The organism is Orrella marina, from assembly GCF_003058465.1.
In the GTDB taxonomy this organism is placed as follows: Bacteria; Pseudomonadota; Gammaproteobacteria; order Burkholderiales; family Burkholderiaceae_B; genus Algicoccus; species Algicoccus marinus.
This window is the reverse complement of the sequence record NZ_CP028901.1, coordinates 4,099,395-4,116,346: the sequence shown is the minus strand read 5'-3', so window position 1 is coordinate 4,116,346 and position 16,952 is coordinate 4,099,395. Positions and strand designations below refer to the sequence as shown.

Here is a 16,952-nt window from a genome sequence, read left to right as displayed (position 1 = left end):
CGCCGGTGATCACGGGCCTGCAACACTGTTGCGGGCCCGTTGCCTTTACCTGATCAGGATTGCAGCCTCTCGCAGACCGCCGCGCTCACCATCTCGGTCGTGGCCTGACCTCCCAGATCGCGGGTGTGCAAGGCAGGATCAGCTGTGACCGACTCAATGGCATTCATGAGGCGACTGGCCATCGCTGGTTGTCCGAGATGCTCCAGCATCATGACAATTGACCAGAACGTCCCGATCGGATTCGCCAGTCCCTTGCCCATGATGTCAAAGGCGGAGCCATGAATCGGTTCGAACATGGACGGATAGCGACGTTCAGGATCCAGATTTGCAGTGGGTGCGATGCCCAGACTGCCCGCCAGCGCCGCTGCCAGGTCGCTGAGGATGTCAGCATGCAGGTTGCTTGCAACGATGGTGTCGAGAGAGTCTGGTCGCATGACCATGCGGGCGGTAGCCGCATCAACCAGTTCCTTGTCCCAGGTAACATCCGGATAGGATTGCGCCACTTCGGCTGCGATCTCGTCCCACATCACCATGGCATGACGTTGCGCATTGGACTTGGTGACCACGGTGAGCCGCTTTCTGGGGCGGGAGAGGGCCAGCTCGAATGCATATTTCAGAATCCGAGTGACCCCCGCCCGTGTCATCATGCTGACGTCAGTCGCCACTTCAATGGGTTGGCCCTGGTGTACGCGTCCACCCACACCGGCATATTCCCCTTCTGTATTCTCGCGTACGATCACCCAGTCCAGATCCTCGGGACGGCAGCGTTTGAGCGGTGCATCGATGCCGGGCAGGATACGAGCCGGACGAACGTTGGCGTACTGATCCAGTCCCTGGCAGATCTTGAGGCGCAGCCCCCACAATGTAATGTGATCAGGCACCTCAGGATCACCTGCTGATCCGAAAAGAATGGCGTCCTTGTGCCGGATCTGCTCCAGCCCGTCTTCGGGCATCATGATGCCGTGCTTTCGATAAAAGTCTGCGCCCCAGTCAAATGTCTCAAACTCAAAACTGACATCACGCTGGTCCCGCTTTCCCGCCAGCGCCTCAATCACTCGCCGGCCTTGCGGAATCACTTCCTTGCCGATTCCGTCACCTGGAATCAATGCAATCTGATACGTCTTGCTCATCTGGTCTGCCCCTTTCTGTGCTCATTTCGCAACAATTTTCCCTGACCCTCGCTCCGTTGATCACTACCCGATAACCAGGCCTGCCTCTATGAGGTGCCGCACAAGTGGCGCACAAGTGGCACACACGCGCCGCACTTGCAGCGCATACAGCACGTGCACATGACCAGTCATGGCGTAGAAAATCGGTAAAAATCGGGTCACCAACTTTACGTGATGCTCTATGATACGCATCGTCGTGACGTCAGAATACTTCTCTCCAACAACAATCAGAATTCGAATCGCGTGTGCGAGAATCTGCCCTCACCGTTCGTACGGTCCTTAGCAGCGCATCTCCAGTCGCTCCTTCCACTACCCACCGACCGACCCCAATGTCCACTCGAACTGCTCTCAGAAGTGTCGACCGCGCCCGGCGCAAGCACACCCGCGCCCTGACGAAATGGATTTTCAACCGGATCGGACACAGCCCATATCTGGAACCCGCCCGGCTTCCGGCAAGCGAGGTCAAGCGCATCCTGGTTGTTCGCAACAACAAGCGGATCGGCAACATGTATTTCATGTTGCCTTTTGTGCGCGAAGTACAGGCCACCTATCCCGACGCTCAGGTTGACCTGATGGTGCTCAGTGAAGGCCAGGCCAGTGTCTTTCAACATCTCGGGTTAAATAACGTACTGGTGTCGAAGTTTGCGTTCGCCAGCGCCTGGTCATTCCTCAGAACACTCTTCAGGACCAGGCAACAGGTCTACGACCTTCTGTACATGCCCCACAGTTCTTCCAGTGACACGCTGATCTGTGCATTCCTGAACGCGCGTAACAAAGTCGCCTTCTGGGGAGAAGAAACCGAGAGCGTCTTTCCTCATGCCGTGCGGGCCGAGCCAGAATCGCCGCACGCCGCACTGTCAGCCCTCACATTGCTGAGAGATCGGGGCCGCAACGCCCACCACGCCCACCACGTTGATCACACGATGGTGTTCAGTGAGGCAGAGATCCGGGCGGGTATGGAAGTTGTCCGCTCGCTGCGTGGTGACGCCAGGCGCTGCCTTGCTTACTTTCGAGGTGCTCGAGGAGCTAAAGTCATTAGCAACCCCGACTGGATAGAAATTCGCAGTCGTTTTGACGAGGCAGTGAAAGAGTCGGGTGAAGGACCTGTTCGCTGGGTCGAGATCCTGAGCCCGGACATCAGCGCGCCCCTGGTCGAAGGAACGCAGACCTATCAGAGTGCCGATCTGCGTCAACTCGGCACCGTGCTCAGATCCATGGATCTCTTCATTTGTGCCGACACCGGCCCCCTGCACTTGGCCGATGCAGCCAACGCGCGATGCGTTGGCCTATATAACATCACAAATCCCTTGCACTATGGTTGTCTTAACGCGCACAGTATCAATGTGACTGACATCGATAGCCTCGATGCATCAGCCATTGTTTCTGGACTCCTTATCGATTAACCACCCAACAATACTGTGCAATGAAGATTTTTTATGGCTGGAAAATGGTCGGTGCAGCCGCGACCCTGCAAATCCTGCAGGCAATGCTGCTTCATCAGGCTTTTGGTGCATACGTTGCTGTTCTGACAGTCGAACAAGGCTGGAGCAAAACATCCCTTTCCGCTGCGTCAGCGATGCTCTCGGTTGAAGCGGCCATCCTGGGGCCAGTTCTCGGTTACTTTCTGGACAAGTTCGGTTCACGAGGCGTAATCAAGACGGGAGTGACCATGTTTGGCGTCGGGTTCATGTTCCTGAGTCAAATCGACACCCTGCCGCAGTTCTACATGTCAATTGCGGTCATTGCCGTGGGCGCATCCATGGCGGGGTACTTCCCGCTAAACGTTGCCGTGATCCAGTGGTTCGAGAAGAAACGCGCCCGGGCGCTTTCCATGGTTGGACTGGGCTTTGCGCTTGGGGGGGTGTTCGTTCCAATCGTCGCTGGTGCGATCGAGATGTTCGGATGGCGCACGACCGCATTCGGCAGTGGTCTGAGCGTCATTCTGATCGGATTTCCGCTTGCCTGCATGTTCAGACGCAGACCGGAAGACTATGGAGAGGTGGTCGATGGTCACGCGTTTCACCGTACCCAGCCAGCATCCGACCCTGACAAACCACTCAAACCTGAACCGAACTTCACAGCCAGACAAGCCTTGCGTACCAAAGCGTTCTGGCTGCTCGCAGCAGGGCATGGTATCGCGCTGATCGTAGTGATGGCAGTTAATACGCACGCCATCAATCACATGCGAATTGAACTGGACTACAGCATCGCCACCGCATCGTATTTCATCATGCTCATGACGTTCTGTCAGGTTCTGGGAGTCCTGCTAGGAGGCTACCTCGGCGACAAGTACGAGAAGCGACTAGTAGCGGCAGCGTGCATGGTGCTGCACTCCTCGGCCATGTTCGCGCTGACCTTTGCAACAGGCGTCATTGAACTGGTGTACTTCGCGGTGGCACACGGACTGGCCTGGGGCTTGCGAGGTCCGTTCATGCAGGCGATCCGCGCTGACTATTTCGGGCGTAAAGCGATCGGTATGATTCTCGGACTGTCTGCGATGATCACCGCACTTGGTCAGTCGATTGGGCCGCTGCTGGCGGGTGTACTCGGAGACGCCACCGGAGACTACAAGCTGGGTTTCTCGGTTCTGGCGAGCATCGCGCTCGTTGGTGCCGTGGTGTTCTGGGCTGCCAAACGTCCACCGGACCCGAATGCGCCACCAGCTTCTGTGCCAGCCGCAGGAGAATCGACTTAACCCGCCTGCTGCCCACGCTGTGCCGTCTGATGGATTCCGTGGCGACCAGTCGCAACCCGGACAGTCATACTCTGTTGGAACAGGTTGTCTTTTGCTGTACAAAAAGCATGTTCAATCTCAGACAGGTGAGTCATGTCCCAAGACGATACCGCGGTAGCTGGCTGGAAAGATGCCATCTTCAACGCCCTCAAGGCTGCTGACATACAGCAGCTTTATTACGTACCCGACGCGGGTCACGCGCACGTGATTGAACGTGCGCACCAGGACCCTGACATGAAAGCCGTGGTACTGACCACGGAAGAGGAAGGCGTGGCGATGAGCTGCGGCGCCTGGCTCGGCGGCCAGCGCAGCGTCCTGCTGATGCAAAGTAGTGGCGTGGGAAACTGCGTCAACATGTTCTCGCTGTTGCAAAGCTGCCGTATTCCGTTTCTGACGTTCATCACGATGCGCGGTGAGTATGCGGAGTTCAACCCCTGGCAGGGCCCCATGAGCAAGGCAACTCAACCTGTGCTGGAAGCCATGGGTATCCGGGTGCTGCGCGTCACCGATCCAGACGAAGTGCAGGATGTTGTCGAAGCGGCGCTTGATGCGGCATTTGGTGCCGGTGAGCAGATCGCCGTGCTGATTTCGCAGCGGCTGATCGGACGCAAGAAATGGTCCCGCTAAGCCTGAACACGAACAACCGATACGGAGCAAACAACCCATGACGGACGTCAACAAAACCGACGCAGGCATCGACCGGCGCGCATTTGTGAAATCTCTGGTTCAAGCCTGCCCGGATGCATTGATTGTGGCCGGGCTTGGTTCTTCAACCTACGATCTCTATGCAGCGGGTGACCGGCCAAACAACTTCTACTTATGGGGCGCAATGGGTGGTGCAGCCGCCATCGGACTGGGCCTGGCGCTGGCACAACCAGAGCGCGACATCATTGTTCTGACCGGTGACGGTGAACAGCTGATGGGTCTGGGCATGCTTGCCACGACAGGCGCCCAGCAACCCGCCAACCTGACCATCGTAGTGCTGGATAACGGTCACTTCGGAGAGACCGGCATGCAGCATAGCCATACCAGTCTTGGCACCGATCTGGTTGCGCTTGCCAAGGCTACGTCGTTCAAACAGGCCTTGCTGATTGACAATGCTGCCGGGGTCAACCAGATCCAGAGCGCGGTTTCAGGCCGCACTGGACCTGCCCTGTTTCAAGTCAAGGTCAGGGCCGAGGAACTACCGCGAGCACTCCCCATGCGCGACGGCGTGCAGATCAAGAACCGGTTTCGTGCTGAACTGGGTTTTGAGCCAATCTGAACGAAAACAGAACGTCTGCATCAGTTTTGGTCCCGTCGCGGCACAAAGTGCCGGGCCGGGACTCGAGACACCCAACATACCGGGTCAGGATGGTTTCGGTTTACCCAGCATCGCCACAATCAGTGTCACGACAGTCAGTGGCAAGACGAAGCTGAACATGATGCTGGAAAACGCTGGCAGCGCACTGTGAGACTGTGCCGCCAGGATCAGATAGGCCACGTACACCACGTAATAGGCCAGAAACACAAACCCTTCCCAGCGCGCGATTTCCCGGCCGGAGAGAAACACTGGCAGACATGCCAGAAATGCTGCCAGCATCACCCACAAATCAAAGTTGACCAGTGATGGAGCCAGACTCAGGCCAGCCGTCCCGGATACGATCGCACCGAGCCCCACGCATCCCAGCGTATTGAAAACGCAGCTTCCCACCACATTGCCAACGGCCATGTCCCGTTCACCCTTGATCGCAGCGGTAACCGACGCGGCGACCTCAGGTAGCGATGTTCCCGCCGCAACAATCGTCAGACCAATGATCAGATCACTGACACCGAGCGATTTTGCGAAAGTGACTGCAGAGTCGACAAGCCAGTCAGAACCAGTCACCAGCAGTCCCAGCCCCACCGCTATCAGGAGAAGTTGCACAAACCAGTGACTGTCCCACTGCCCTTTACCGGCCGGCTTGATCTCCTCGTCATAATCTGCCGATGCCGCTCCACCAGCCTGAGACCTGGACTGGACGATCAGGAATATGGTGTACAAAACCAGCAAACCGAGTAACAGAGCGCCCTCATACCAGTCAATGCTGCCATCAATTCCCAGCAACATAAGCAAGACGGCGCCACCCAGCATGATCGGAATCTCCTGACGAATAACCTGAGTGTGCACACTCAGCGGCAAAATGACTGCGCTCATGCCCAGGATAAACAGCACGTTAAAGATGTTGCTGCCGACCACGTTGCCAACTGCAACGTCATTCTGACCAGACAGTACCGCGCCGGTCGAAACAGCCATCTCGGGCGCGCTGGTTCCGAACGCCACGACTGTCAGACCGACCACAAGTGGGGAAATGGAAAACGACAGAGCCAGTTTGGAAGCGCCATGCACCAGTGCGTTGGCACCAAAAACCAGCGCAACCAGACCCGCAACAAACATCAGTGCCGTCATCATCTCAGTGCAAACTCCAAGAAAGGGAACACATTGTCCATTCGACCTCCTGCAACCTGCTAAAAAACCCCACACTGCGGCCAGCATTGCCATCGAGCTTCACATCCGGTGACAGTGAGAAACCTGAAATCAACTGAAACATCTTATGCATGATACGAAACACTCTGGAAACAGCCTTGGCACCACAATACACCTGTCAACTGAGAAAGGAGTCCGACAAATGAAACGCTCTAACTACGTACGTCCCCTGATTGCTGGTCTGACACTCGCCATCGCTTCCAGCGCCGCATTTGCCCAGGCAAACCCGGGCCAAGGTAAAGGGCAAGGACAAGGAGATGGTCAACGCCAACAGTACAGCGAATGTGACCACTCAGGCAAAGGACAGCACGAACACGGCAAAGGTGGCAAACAGGGAAAGCACGGCAATCGCGCAATGTCCATGCAGCTTCCTGACCAGGTACTCAGCCAGCTGAATCTGAATGCAGTCCAGCAAGCCAAGTATGCGCAAGCCCAGAAAACAACCGAAACGATGAAGCAGTCCATGCGCGGCGGCAAAGAGCGTGGCAAAGGTAGCGCAAGATCCGGCGCAGAGTTTGACCCGCGCGCCATGTTTGAACGCCAGAACGAGCGTTTCGAGCAAATGCAGGCTGCACGCAAATCGGTTCAGCAAGAATGGCTAGGCTTCTGGGACAGCCTGAACAAAGAGCAACAATCCGTGCTGCAGGAGTTTGTCCAGTCCAGAGGCAAACAGGCAGGCATGTCGAGACACGGTCGCGGCTGATCCAGCGATCCTGCTCCTGAGGCCATGAACGTCACTGAAAGTCACTGAACGTCACTGAGCATCCAAAAAGCTACTACCCTGATGGGCCAGCAACATTGCTGGCCCATCCTTCTTGCGTCAGACGGATGTCGGGAATTGACCAGAAACGACACCTGGCCTGCTCCAGAAAACTCTTCTCACAACGGCGAAGCAAAGCAACAAGACAGCAACGCGGGGTCTGATTCAAGCGTGGCGTCAATGCAGTTTCAGGACCGTGGGGCGGCCGGGCTGCGGGACCATGAGGACAATGAGGACCGGAAGGACGGCGTCAAGGACCAGGCATCCCGGCGTTCCGGATACTACCTCGCCACAGGCAGGGTCACATCCACTCTCAGCCCCCCCTTGTTTCCTGTTTCAAGCACGACGCGCCCACCGTGGGCGATCACTATCGACTGCACCACGTTCAGACCCAGTCCGGCATTACCCGTGCGGGTTCGGGCCTGATCAAGCCGCGCGAACGGCTCCAGTGCTCGCTGTCTGTCAGCGGGTTCAATACCCTCTCCATGGTCTTGCACACTCAGCGTGACCCACTGCCCCTGCTTGTGCAAAGAGATCTCGACAGGTGGCCGGCCGTGCTCAAACGCGTTGTCGATCAGGTTCGCCAGCACACGATCCAGCGCGTCCGTGTCAGCCATGACATTGACGGGCTCCAGACTGCCTGAAACGTTCACCTGCTGGCGCAGTCGTTGCCGGTCCTGCACCTGATCGTCAAGCCACGTATCAAGCCGCAAGGGTGCCAGAGCCAGAGACCCGGTGTCCTGCCCTCGGATATAAGCCAGAAACTGTTCGACCATACGCTGCATGTCATCCAGATCCCGCTTCAATCCCGCCTTGAGTTCCGGATCGTCTGTCATCTCGATTCGAAGCGACATGCGCGACAACGGTCCTTTCAGGTCATGCGGCAATCCGGCAAGCAGCGTGCGCTGGGTGTTCTCGGCCTGGGCAAGCGAGGCAAGCATCGCGTTAAAGCCCTCTCCGAGGCGACGCGTTTCAACCGGTCCGGACGGTTTTACAGGTTCAGGATGCCCGGCCGCCAGCCCTTCGGTCGCCCGCAACAGTGCCGTCATGGGGCGCGTGATGTGCCAGGAAAACCACGCCGCCACCAGGAGCAGTGCGCCCAGGCTCGCCAGCCAGCCAATCAGCGTCGCCTGGGTGAGAGGAGGATCCACGCGATCCAGCGGAATCTGCAACCAGTCGACAGAGGCACGACTGCGTCCGCTGCGCGCACGGTCGGCCCGGCTTGCTCGCGGTGCACTCATCTCGCCCACGGCCTTCGCATCTTGCTGCGCGCGAGGAATCGACACATAGAGATAGGGCTGTTCACCGGCAGTCACCGCCACACGCGCATCCCGGCTGAGTGAGCGGTTAACCTCACGTGCCAGCATACGCAGGCTTCTGCGCAAGCCCGGGTCGTCCGCCGTGCGGGACTCTAGCCCTCTGTCGGACTGAAAACGCGCCTGTCCTGGAAGATCCTGCGTCAACAGTCGCCACTGCCCCTGCGACACCTGTTCAACCCACTGCGCCCGTCCTCCGGGCTCGACCGTTTCGATCGCTGCCTGCAAAGTCCGGATACTGGTGACCAGCAGATTCACCGCCGCGGTCTGTGCCTGACTATGCTGGTGCAATGCAATTGCGTAAAGCGTCAATGCCTGTGCAAGCAACACCGACCCCAGCACCAGCCAAAGCAGACGTGCCCGCAACGAACGCGGCCAGACAAAGGTCAACCACTTCACGGCGAGAACCTGTAGCCGACGCCCCAGACTGTCTGAATCCAGCGCGGACTCTTTGGGTCATCCTCAATGGCACGCCGTAACCGCAAGACTGCTATATCAATCGCCCGATCATTGCGCTCACCAGCATCGTCGTCCCTGGCCAGCGCCAGCAGGCGATCCCGGGATAACGGCTTGCCCGGGTTCTGAACCAGTGCTTCCAGCAAGTTGATCTCACCACCGGTGAGCCGGATGACTTCTCCATCTTTCAGAAGCTGCCGCATCACCGGATCAAACTCGAACGCACCAAATCTGACCGCGTGGGCGGTCTTGAACGATGAGGGTCCTGATTTTCTGCGCAGCACCGCCTGAATCCGGGCCAGCAACTCACGCGGGTCAAATGGCTTGCCCACGTAGTCATCCGCCCCCGTCTCAAGGCCCACGATGCGGTCGACAGACTCGTCCTTGGCTGTCAGCATGATGACGGGAACATCCTCCCCCTGGCTACGCAATGCCCGACACGCTTCCAGCCCGTCGCGTCCGGGCATCATGCGGTCAAGCACAACCAGATCCGGCTCATATCGCGCAATTCGGGACTCCAGGTCAGTTGCATCACCCGCCAGCACCGTGTCATAGCCATGCTTGTTCAGGTAGGTCGCTAGCAACTGTCTCAACTCCAGATCATCATCGACAACGAGAATCTTGCCCGCCTTGATAGCCGGGTTCGATCCCTGACCCATTGCGGCATTACCATCACGCATGCTGTTTCTCCCTCAGGAATAAGGTGTGTCTGCGCTTTACCGCACGCGGGGGCCCACCTCCCGCTCGACGTACTCGATTGTCTGCTGCGCATAGTCCGCAGCGTATGAGAACTTCTCGCTATCGTTGATCGCAACGACGTTGATGAAGACCAGAAATGCGGCCACAGCAAGAACAGGACGGGCCTCGCGCTGCGCTGACCGACCGAGATAACGCGTCACCCAGAAAATCACCGGAAACAGTGCAAATGGAAAAATCAGGGTCAGATGCCAGTAGTTGAACACAATCGGAGCCAGTCCCGCACTGATCAGCGCTGCGATGAACGCCGCGGTTGAGTACAGCAGCATCCAGTCCAGTGGCTCGACCGGTGTCCCCGCTGATCGCTTCAGGCGTGGGCGAATGTGACTAAGCGCAGTCAGATTCGCAACGGCCGCAATGATCACTGTTACCGCACCGATCAGCCCCATGAAAATCTTCCAGAGGTTCTCGAGAATCACCGGCAGAAACTGCACCCCCACCCACAGAAACTCCGTGTCATTGACGAGCTTGCTGGGAAACGCCCACGAACCGTAACGCAACCAGTACAGAACGGCCTTCAGAACCGGGTAAACATTCAGGGCTCCCCAGCCGATGAAGCGCTTGCGCGCATCCGGGTCCGGGTTATGAGCGAGGGACGGATCAGCCCATAACTGCATCAGGTAGGGCACCAGACTCACGACAATCAGTGCCGTCGCAATCAACACCCCGACCCAGCTGACCTTGAGTACGCCGCGATAAAACATCAGGGCTGACAGGAACACCAGCACCGGCCAGGAGAAGTGCAGCTGCATGGCGAGTCCGATCGACAGCACATGCAGCACCGTCATGAGCAAGCGCCTCTCGTGTTGCATGTGCCAGGCAGTCCAGCAATGCAATCCGGCGCAGAAGATCAGGTAGGCCGGGTTATACAGCAAGCTGTCGAACAGAAACCAGGGATTGAGCCAGCACAGCAGCAAGAAGCTCAATCTGGCCAGCCCCGACCCGGGAAACACACGCCGCACCACGGCATCGAGCATCAAAAACCCTGCCAGACGCAACAGCAGCAGAAATAACATCGGCGCATACGGTGAGTCCCAGACAAACAAGGGACCACCCACGACCCAGGCCAGCACAGATCCGGGCACATTCCCGACAACGCTCGCCGCGTTGCCAAAGCTCATCCAGACACCCTGGTAAGCACCCAGATAACCTTTGTGGATCATCTGGGTCTGATCCCCTTCCACTATCTGGTTTGTGGCATACCACCAGGACAGCCCGAGCCCGAGCACCAGTCCCGCCCAGAAGATACGGTCCGATTGTTCCCAGAACTTGCGAGTCCACTCTGTTGAATTCATCACCGGCCTTGGCTCCCTGCCATGTCCATTAATTGCTCATCCACTTGCATGGACAGCCTCGACAGTCGTGTCGTGGTGATCGCCTGACCAGAGATGTCTGTACGCGCCCGGATGCTTGCCACATTGTACGATCTGACCTGAACCGAACAATGTTACCGAAGGATGCTGATCATGACTGAAGTGGTTTCCCTGCCGCACGCGAGTGCAACCGTTGACAACAAGGGCGTTGCCTGCCTCTGGATTGTCTCAAACAATCATCTGAACATTCTCGGTACGCCTGTCATCAAGGACCTGATCACTGCGCTTGAGCATCTGGCCAGTCGCAAGGAGATCCGGGTGCTGGTGCTGCGCGGCCAGGGAGACAAAGCATTTGTTGCCGGCGCAAACATCAAGGAGATGGCCCATCTGGATCGCCAGTCAGCTGAGCGATTCATCTCCGGTCTGAGAGATCTTTGCGAAGCTGTCAGACAATTTCCGGCCCCCGTGATCGCGCGGATTCCCGGGTGGTGTCTGGGTGGCGGGCTGGAGCTAGCCATGGCATGCGACATTCGACTGGCCGCAGCCGGGGCGCAGTTCGGTATGCCGGAGGTCAAGGTGGGCATACCCTCGGTCATTCATGCCGTCCTGATGCCCGCATTGATTGGTCCCACCCAGGCAACATGGATGCTACTCAGTGGTGAACTAGTCGGGACCGAGCAGGCCCTGGCCTGGGGACTGGTCACCGAAGTCGTGCAGCCCGAAGCGCTCGATGACAGACTTGCGCAGATGTCTGAACTATTTGCGGGTCTGGCACCTGCAGCCCTGACCCAGCAAAAGCGGCTGCTGCGTCGCTGGGAGAAACTCTCCACAACGGACGCCATCAATGACACGGTCGCCGAGTTTGGCAAAGCTTTTGAAACGGGGGAACCCAGGCACTACATGGGGCAGTGGATGAAGGACAACACTTGATCTGGCCAGCGCTGAAACACGTATCAGCAGGTACCGGAGGCCTTGATGTGGAGTCGGCATCATCTACCTGACTCCACATCAACCGATACCGCAACAACCGACACCGCCTGCATCAACCCGATCGTTCAGCTTGTCAAGAACGTCGGAACGCGCGGGCATCTGCTGCCATGAACTGACCATCGACCAGCATGAGTGGATTGATGTCCATTTCTTCAAGCGCTTCATCCTGGCATGCAAGCTGACTTGTCGCGACAATCAACTCGGCCAGCGCTGCCAGATCGGCTGGCCGTGATCCGCGCCAGCCTTTGAGCAACGGAAAACACTTGAGCTGCTCGATCATGGCAAGCGCCTGAACAGCATGTACCGGCGCAGGCATCATCTGCACATCATGCAGCAGTTCCACTAGCGTTCCTCCTGCACCAATCACCACCATCGGTCCAAAATCCGGATCACGCTTGATTCCAAGAATCAGTTCGGCGTCAGCCTTCACCATCCTGGTCACCAGGTAGCCATCAAGCGAGTGCTGTGCACTGCCAAGTGCCTGTGCAATCTCGCGACATGCCTGACGTGCTGAATGACCATCCTGGATATTGAGCTTGACCGCACCGATATCACTCTTGTGAATCAGTGTTGGACTGACGGCCTTGATCACCCAGGCACCACCCTGCCGTTCAACATGCTCAACTACCTCCTCGATCTCCTTGAGCATCACCCAGGGTGTGGTCGGAATCGAGGCAGCTTCCAGCATCCGCCTGGCATCTGGTTCACTCAGGAATCCGCCCGCAAGCCGGGGCAGCTCGAAAGTCACTGGCGTGGCGGTCACGCCTGATGGCATCCGTGTCTGCTGCCATAGTGCATCAAAGACCTTCAGTGCATCGTTCTGACTCTCGACAAAGCCGTAGCCTTGCTCGCGCATCACCTGCCTTGCCGAATCACCAATCGAGCCGGCGACGTGAACATACAGCAAGGGCTTGTCAGTTTTGCGACCGACCTTCTGCGTGGCATAGGCAACCTTGTGCATGGTTGGCTGGCTGGTCAGCAGCACGATGCCAGCACCAACATTCTCATCGGCCATGGTTTCACCCAACGCGTACTCAAACGGATCCTCATAGAGCGGATGCGCATCACCCATTGGCTTGAGCGTCCCGAAATCAATTGGCGACTGCAGATTGGACTCCGGCAAAACCCGTCGCAATGACGCTTTGGTGGACTCGGTCAGCTCGGCGATCGTAAAGCCTTGTGCGGACAACGCATCGACCAGCAGCGCACCTGCACCGCCCGAGCCGGAGAATACGGCAATGCTGGGTTTTATGAGTCGTGCACCGTGAGACAGCAACATCGCCGCATCGAGCATGTCAGACACGTTCTCGAAGAGAAACGCGCCCTCTGCCCGACAGACTGCCTCAAATGTCGCATACGCACCGGTCATACTGGCAGTGTGCGACTGGATTGCCTTTTCTCCGGCCTCGCTGCGTCCGGACTTGCACACCAGAACAGGTTTTCCTGCTTCACGGGCTCGAGCAAGAAGAGATCGAAACGTTGCCGGACCTCGCAGTGCTTCCACGTACAGGCATATCGTCCTGGTCTGCGGATCTTCGATCAGATATTCGAACGTTTCGTTGATATCAATGTCGCACTGGTTGCCAAGCGAAATGAGTGAGCTGAAGCCTGCACCGACGTCAAACCCGCGCGCGAGCATCGATCCCATGAGCGCACCACTTTGTGAGGTGAAACCAATGGTCCCGCCTGGTGCACGATCAATCTCGACCAGTGCAACGGCTGTGCTGGCCAGCATGTTGGAATACGCATTCAGAATGCCGATACAGTTGGGCCCGATCACCCGCATACCACCTGATCGCGCAATCTCACGCATCCTGGCCTCAATCTCGTGGCCATCTCCTCCTACTTCGGCGAACCCGGACGTGATGACAATGGCACAACCAACGCCAGCCTTCGCACACTGTTCCAAAGTGTCCAGGATCATCGCCTGAGGTACCAGCACCATGGCAATATCCACTGGCCTGGGACAATCTGCGATCGACTTGTAAGCAGGCAACCCCATGAGCTCGCTTGCCTTGGGGTTGACCGGATAGACCTCGGAGCTCACGGTGTGGCGACGCAGGATTGCCAGCGCACGCCCACCCCACTTGGATTCGTCCTCAGACGCACCGATCACAGCAACACTTCGCGCGTGCATGATCTCGCGTATCGTCAGTCGGGGCTCTGGATAAGTCATCTGCTGCATATCACTTCCCCGCAAAAACGGGAGCACGTTTTTGCTCGTAAGCCTTGAGGCCCTCCTGAAAATCTTCGCTGTCAGCAACAATCTCGAGCTGACGTTTGGCGCGCGCCATCTGCTCGGACGGGCTGATCGGCAAAACAGTGTCAATCACAAACCGCTTGAGCGTCTTGAGTACAAGGGGTGCGGACCGGGCGAGTTCACGCGCCATCTCGAGCGCAGCTTCAACTTGCTGGCCCTGTGGAACCACACGGTTGACCAGGCCAATCTCGTAAGCACGCTGTGCCTCGATGGTCGTGCCAAGCAGAATGATCTCCATGGCGATCTTGTGTGGCAGACGCCCCGCGAGGGTCGCAATCATGCCGTGTGTGAGCCCCAGGCGCGCTTCGGGATAGGAGAACCTGGCGTTCTCAGCAGCGACCATGAGGTCACACATGGCGGCCAGTACCACCCCGCCCCCGACACACCAGCCACCGACCGCCGCAATGATCGGCTTCTCGGTTGAAATTCCTGCAGTCGGAATGCAGCGCCAGAGCTCAGGCACATCGTTGACGTCTGCGCCAGACGTGAAGGCTTTGTCACCGCGTCCGGTGATGACGGCCACCCGTTGCTCTGACGCATCAAACTCGGCAAAGGCGCGCTGCAGTTCAATGGCTGTTTTAGAGCAGATGGCATTTCGTCGTGCCTCTCGCTCGATCGTGAATAGCGATACACCGTCTGGGAAATGCTCAACACTGATATTACTCACTCAAAGTCTCCTCGTTCTATGTGTGTTTTTTGATGTGGTTCTTGATATGGGTCTTGCATTAGCCTCCTGACTATAGGCCCTGGCATGACTGCACACAACTTGAGGAGACTCCGGATACGCCACACACGTTTTCTGTGGGTCACACATCACAATCCGGACGTGTCGAATGGCCGCCCTTCAACCACAGCAAGAGGACAAGGAACGGCAAAAAGAGAGGAAGAAAGAATGAGAAAAACAAGAAGCTGGGAGATGGCCAGGCGCAAAGTACGAGACACAAAGGACCAGGCCTACAGGGGGGATCCGAGCAGGCACAATTCCGAAAGTGCCGCGGAACATATCAAGCCCGCGCGAGCGCCGTGCGCATCTGTCAGGTAAACGTACCCATCTTGACGCGATGACTGAGCCACCATAGCACCACACAGAGCACCACTGCAGAGATCAATCCAATGCGCAGACCAGTCTCGATCGACAGTTCTGCGATCAGGGCACCAACGAGTGCTGTTCCCACCGCACTGCCCAGTGCGCGTGTAGTCTGGATCAGGGCCGACGCGATGCCGACATCCTCGCGCCTGGCGATCATCTGCATGAACAGCGTGAAGTTCGGAATCAGAAAACCCAGTCCGAACCCTGCGATGCCCATAACCACCAACGAAAACCATACTGGTGAGTGCTCGGAAAGTGTCAGGGTCAGAACGCATCCTACCCCCAGCATGATGCTGCCAAACTTCATCAGGCGTTGCGGATTGGGTTCACGCTGAAACAGCTTGCCATTGAGCACGCTGCCCACCGGTAATCCGGCCACCAGTGGCGATATCATGAGACCGGCCAGAGTCGGTGAATACCCGAAAACATCCTGCGCCTGCAGCGGGATGTAATAAATCAGCATGAACATGATGGCGCCCGCAATCAGGGCGGCAATATTGAGCAGCCTGGCCTGCGTCGTCTGGAGAATTCTCAATGGGAATATTGGTGTTCTGACACGCCCCTCCAGCTTGAGCAGCAAGTAGCCACAGACCAACGCTGCCAGAACCAGCGCGCCACCCACCCATAAGGGCACATCCATGTGACTAGAAACCAGTAACTCCAATGCCACCAGGGGTGCTGCCACTGTGACAGCCAGCAGCAAGGTTCCCATCCAGTCGAAAGAGAATCTCGCGGTATGCCTGGGCTTCATCTTCGGGAAAAACTTCCAGATGATGGGCATGGCAATACACCCGATCAGCGGAATCAGAAAGAATGATGCACGCCACCCAAATGCCTGTGTCACAGCACCACCTAATATCGGACCCACGCCACTGGAAACCGCAAATGTCGAGGACATCAAGACCATCCAGCGAACCCGCTCCTTGGGGTCCGGAAACAGGTCAGCCGGTGCGGCGAACGCCGTCGCAATCATCATCCCGCCGCCCATACCCTGCAGGACTCTGAATCCGATGAGCTGCTCCATAGTCTGGGATAGTCCGGAGAACGCCGAACCGAGAGAAACCAGCACCAGCGACAACAGCAGTAGTGGCTTTCTGCCAAACAGATCGCCCAGGCGACCAAATATCAGGATGCTGAGCGAGCACGCCAGAAAATACCCGGTCCCCACCCATGCATAGAGGGCCATGCCGTCAAGTGCCTGTGCCACCTGCGGAAGAATGGTACTGATGATCGTCGCGTCAAACGCAGCAATCACTGCAGCGAACGCAATACCGGACAGCGCCAGCAACAGCTCCTTCTTGCTGGGTCTGCTCTGTGCATCCGCAGCAACCGGCTTTCTGGCTTCTTTTCTGGCCTGGTCTGGTTTAGGAGAAGGTGACACCAATCACTCTTGTTGTTTAAAAAACCCGGCGCGCATGCTGGAAACGAGTCACATGAAGCACCTCTTGTAAAAGATCGAATCACATGACCTGCCACATATACTGCAATAGGGCACCGACATCGAACCGAGTATAAACCCTAGGACAACCTTGAAACCAAGGGCCCCGGCCCGACGGGCCAATTACACCTGCGGACCACTCATTCTGGCTTTGATCGGCCGGG

Annotated in this window: 14 protein-coding genes; 6 read left to right on the top strand and 8 right to left on the bottom strand. The window is 57.4% G+C overall.

The features are described from left to right. Positions 1–53: 53 nt before the first annotated feature. Positions 54–1,130 carry a tartrate dehydrogenase gene (locus tag DBV39_RS18710; RefSeq protein ID WP_108622891.1) on the bottom strand — a complete coding sequence of 359 codons (1,077 nt, stop codon included), beginning with the start codon at positions 1,128–1,130 and terminating at the stop codon, positions 54–56. Between the two features lie 368 nt (positions 1,131–1,498). Here DBV39_RS18710 and DBV39_RS18705 point away from each other — a divergent pair, with 368 nt between their 5' ends. From DBV39_RS18705 to DBV39_RS18690, 4 genes are all read left to right on the top strand, one after another. Continuing rightward, positions 1,499–2,572, top strand: a complete 1,074-nt coding sequence (locus DBV39_RS18705) for a glycosyltransferase family 9 protein (RefSeq protein WP_108622890.1) — start codon at positions 1,499–1,501, stop codon at positions 2,570–2,572. Positions 2,573–2,592: 20 nt separating this feature from the next. Beyond that, complete coding sequence (locus DBV39_RS18700) at positions 2,593–3,864, top strand: MFS transporter (protein ID WP_108622889.1); 1,272 nt, start codon at positions 2,593–2,595, stop codon at positions 3,862–3,864. Positions 3,865–3,996: 132 nt separating this feature from the next. Then, entirely contained in the window at positions 3,997–4,530 is a 534-nt protein-coding gene (locus tag DBV39_RS18695) for a thiamine pyrophosphate-binding protein (protein ID WP_108622888.1), read from the top strand. 37 nt (positions 4,531–4,567) lie between these two features. Then, positions 4,568–5,167, top strand: a complete 600-nt coding sequence (locus tag DBV39_RS18690; protein WP_108622887.1) for a thiamine pyrophosphate-dependent enzyme — start codon at positions 4,568–4,570, stop codon at positions 5,165–5,167. Positions 5,168–5,251: 84 nt separating this feature from the next. Here DBV39_RS18690 and DBV39_RS18685 read toward each other — a convergent pair whose 3' ends face one another. Beyond that, entirely contained in the window at positions 5,252–6,334 is a 1,083-nt protein-coding gene (locus DBV39_RS18685; protein WP_227870721.1) for a calcium/sodium antiporter, read from the bottom strand. A 217-nt stretch (positions 6,335–6,551) separates the two neighbouring features. On the opposite strand from DBV39_RS18685, the gene DBV39_RS18680 reads away from it, so the two are divergent. Beyond that, a complete protein-coding gene (locus DBV39_RS18680; RefSeq protein ID WP_108622886.1) occupies positions 6,552–7,112 on the top strand; it encodes a hypothetical protein in 561 nt (186 codons plus the stop codon). A 338-nt stretch (positions 7,113–7,450) separates the two neighbouring features. Here the strand turns inward: DBV39_RS18680 and DBV39_RS18675 are convergent, their stop codons facing one another. From DBV39_RS18675 to DBV39_RS18665, 3 genes are read right to left on the bottom strand one after another with little or no spacing between them, the layout of a single operon-like run. Continuing rightward, positions 7,451–8,884: an ATP-binding protein gene (locus DBV39_RS18675; RefSeq protein WP_108622885.1), complete on the bottom strand. Its 1,434-nt coding sequence runs from the start codon at positions 8,882–8,884 to the stop codon at positions 7,451–7,453. Next, a complete protein-coding gene (locus DBV39_RS18670; protein WP_227870720.1) occupies positions 8,881–9,621 on the bottom strand; it encodes a response regulator in 741 nt (246 codons plus the stop codon). Before DBV39_RS18670 ends, DBV39_RS18675 begins: the two co-directional genes overlap by 4 nt. A gap of 36 nt (positions 9,622–9,657) precedes the next feature. After that, positions 9,658–10,992, bottom strand: a complete 1,335-nt coding sequence (locus DBV39_RS18665; RefSeq protein WP_227870719.1) for a hypothetical protein — start codon at positions 10,990–10,992, stop codon at positions 9,658–9,660. A 171-nt stretch (positions 10,993–11,163) separates the two neighbouring features. Here DBV39_RS18665 and DBV39_RS18660 point away from each other — a divergent pair, with 171 nt between their 5' ends. Then, positions 11,164–11,940: an enoyl-CoA hydratase gene (locus DBV39_RS18660; protein WP_108623381.1), complete on the top strand. Its 777-nt coding sequence runs from the start codon at positions 11,164–11,166 to the stop codon at positions 11,938–11,940. A 133-nt stretch (positions 11,941–12,073) separates the two neighbouring features. Here DBV39_RS18660 and DBV39_RS18655 read toward each other — a convergent pair whose 3' ends face one another. The 3 genes from DBV39_RS18655 to DBV39_RS18645 all read right to left on the bottom strand — a co-directional run bounded on the left by DBV39_RS18655 (position 12,074) and on the right by DBV39_RS18645 (position 16,635). Beyond that, positions 12,074–14,185: an acetate--CoA ligase family protein gene (locus DBV39_RS18655; RefSeq protein WP_108622884.1), complete on the bottom strand. Its 2,112-nt coding sequence runs from the start codon at positions 14,183–14,185 to the stop codon at positions 12,074–12,076. A gap of 1 nt (position 14,186) precedes the next feature. After that, the gene (locus DBV39_RS18650; RefSeq protein WP_108622883.1) at positions 14,187–14,927 is read right to left on the bottom strand and encodes an enoyl-CoA hydratase/isomerase family protein; all 741 of its coding nucleotides are present in this window, start codon (positions 14,925–14,927) and stop codon (positions 14,187–14,189) included. Between the two features lie 367 nt (positions 14,928–15,294). After that, complete coding sequence (locus DBV39_RS18645) at positions 15,295–16,635, bottom strand: MFS transporter (RefSeq protein ID WP_108623380.1); 1,341 nt, start codon at positions 16,633–16,635, stop codon at positions 15,295–15,297. Between the last annotated feature and the right edge of the window lie 317 nt (positions 16,636–16,952).

Bases quoted from the DNA above. Each gene is read 5' to 3' on its own strand.
- DBV39_RS18710 (WP_108622891.1), bottom strand. From the start codon at position 1,130: ATGAGCAAGACGTATCAGATTGCATTGATTCCAGGTGACGGAATCGGC.
- DBV39_RS18705 (WP_108622890.1), top strand. From the start codon at position 1,499: ATGTCCACTCGAACTGCTCTCAGAAGTGTCGACCGCGCCCGGCGCAAG.
- DBV39_RS18700 (WP_108622889.1), top strand. From the start codon at position 2,593: ATGAAGATTTTTTATGGCTGGAAAATGGTCGGTGCAGCCGCGACCCTG.
- DBV39_RS18695 (WP_108622888.1), top strand. From the start codon at position 3,997: ATGTCCCAAGACGATACCGCGGTAGCTGGCTGGAAAGATGCCATCTTC.
- DBV39_RS18690 (WP_108622887.1), top strand. From the start codon at position 4,568: ATGACGGACGTCAACAAAACCGACGCAGGCATCGACCGGCGCGCATTT.
- DBV39_RS18685 (WP_227870721.1), bottom strand. From the start codon at position 6,334: ATGATGACGGCACTGATGTTTGTTGCGGGTCTGGTTGCGCTGGTTTTT.
- DBV39_RS18680 (WP_108622886.1), top strand. From the start codon at position 6,552: ATGAAACGCTCTAACTACGTACGTCCCCTGATTGCTGGTCTGACACTC.
- DBV39_RS18670 (WP_227870720.1), bottom strand. From the start codon at position 9,621: ATGCGTGATGGTAATGCCGCAATGGGTCAGGGATCGAACCCGGCTATC.
- DBV39_RS18665 (WP_227870719.1), bottom strand. From the start codon at position 10,992: ATGAATTCAACAGAGTGGACTCGCAAGTTCTGGGAACAATCGGACCGT.
- DBV39_RS18660 (WP_108623381.1), top strand. From the start codon at position 11,164: ATGACTGAAGTGGTTTCCCTGCCGCACGCGAGTGCAACCGTTGACAAC.
- DBV39_RS18655 (WP_108622884.1), bottom strand. From the start codon at position 14,185: ATGCAGCAGATGACTTATCCAGAGCCCCGACTGACGATACGCGAGATC.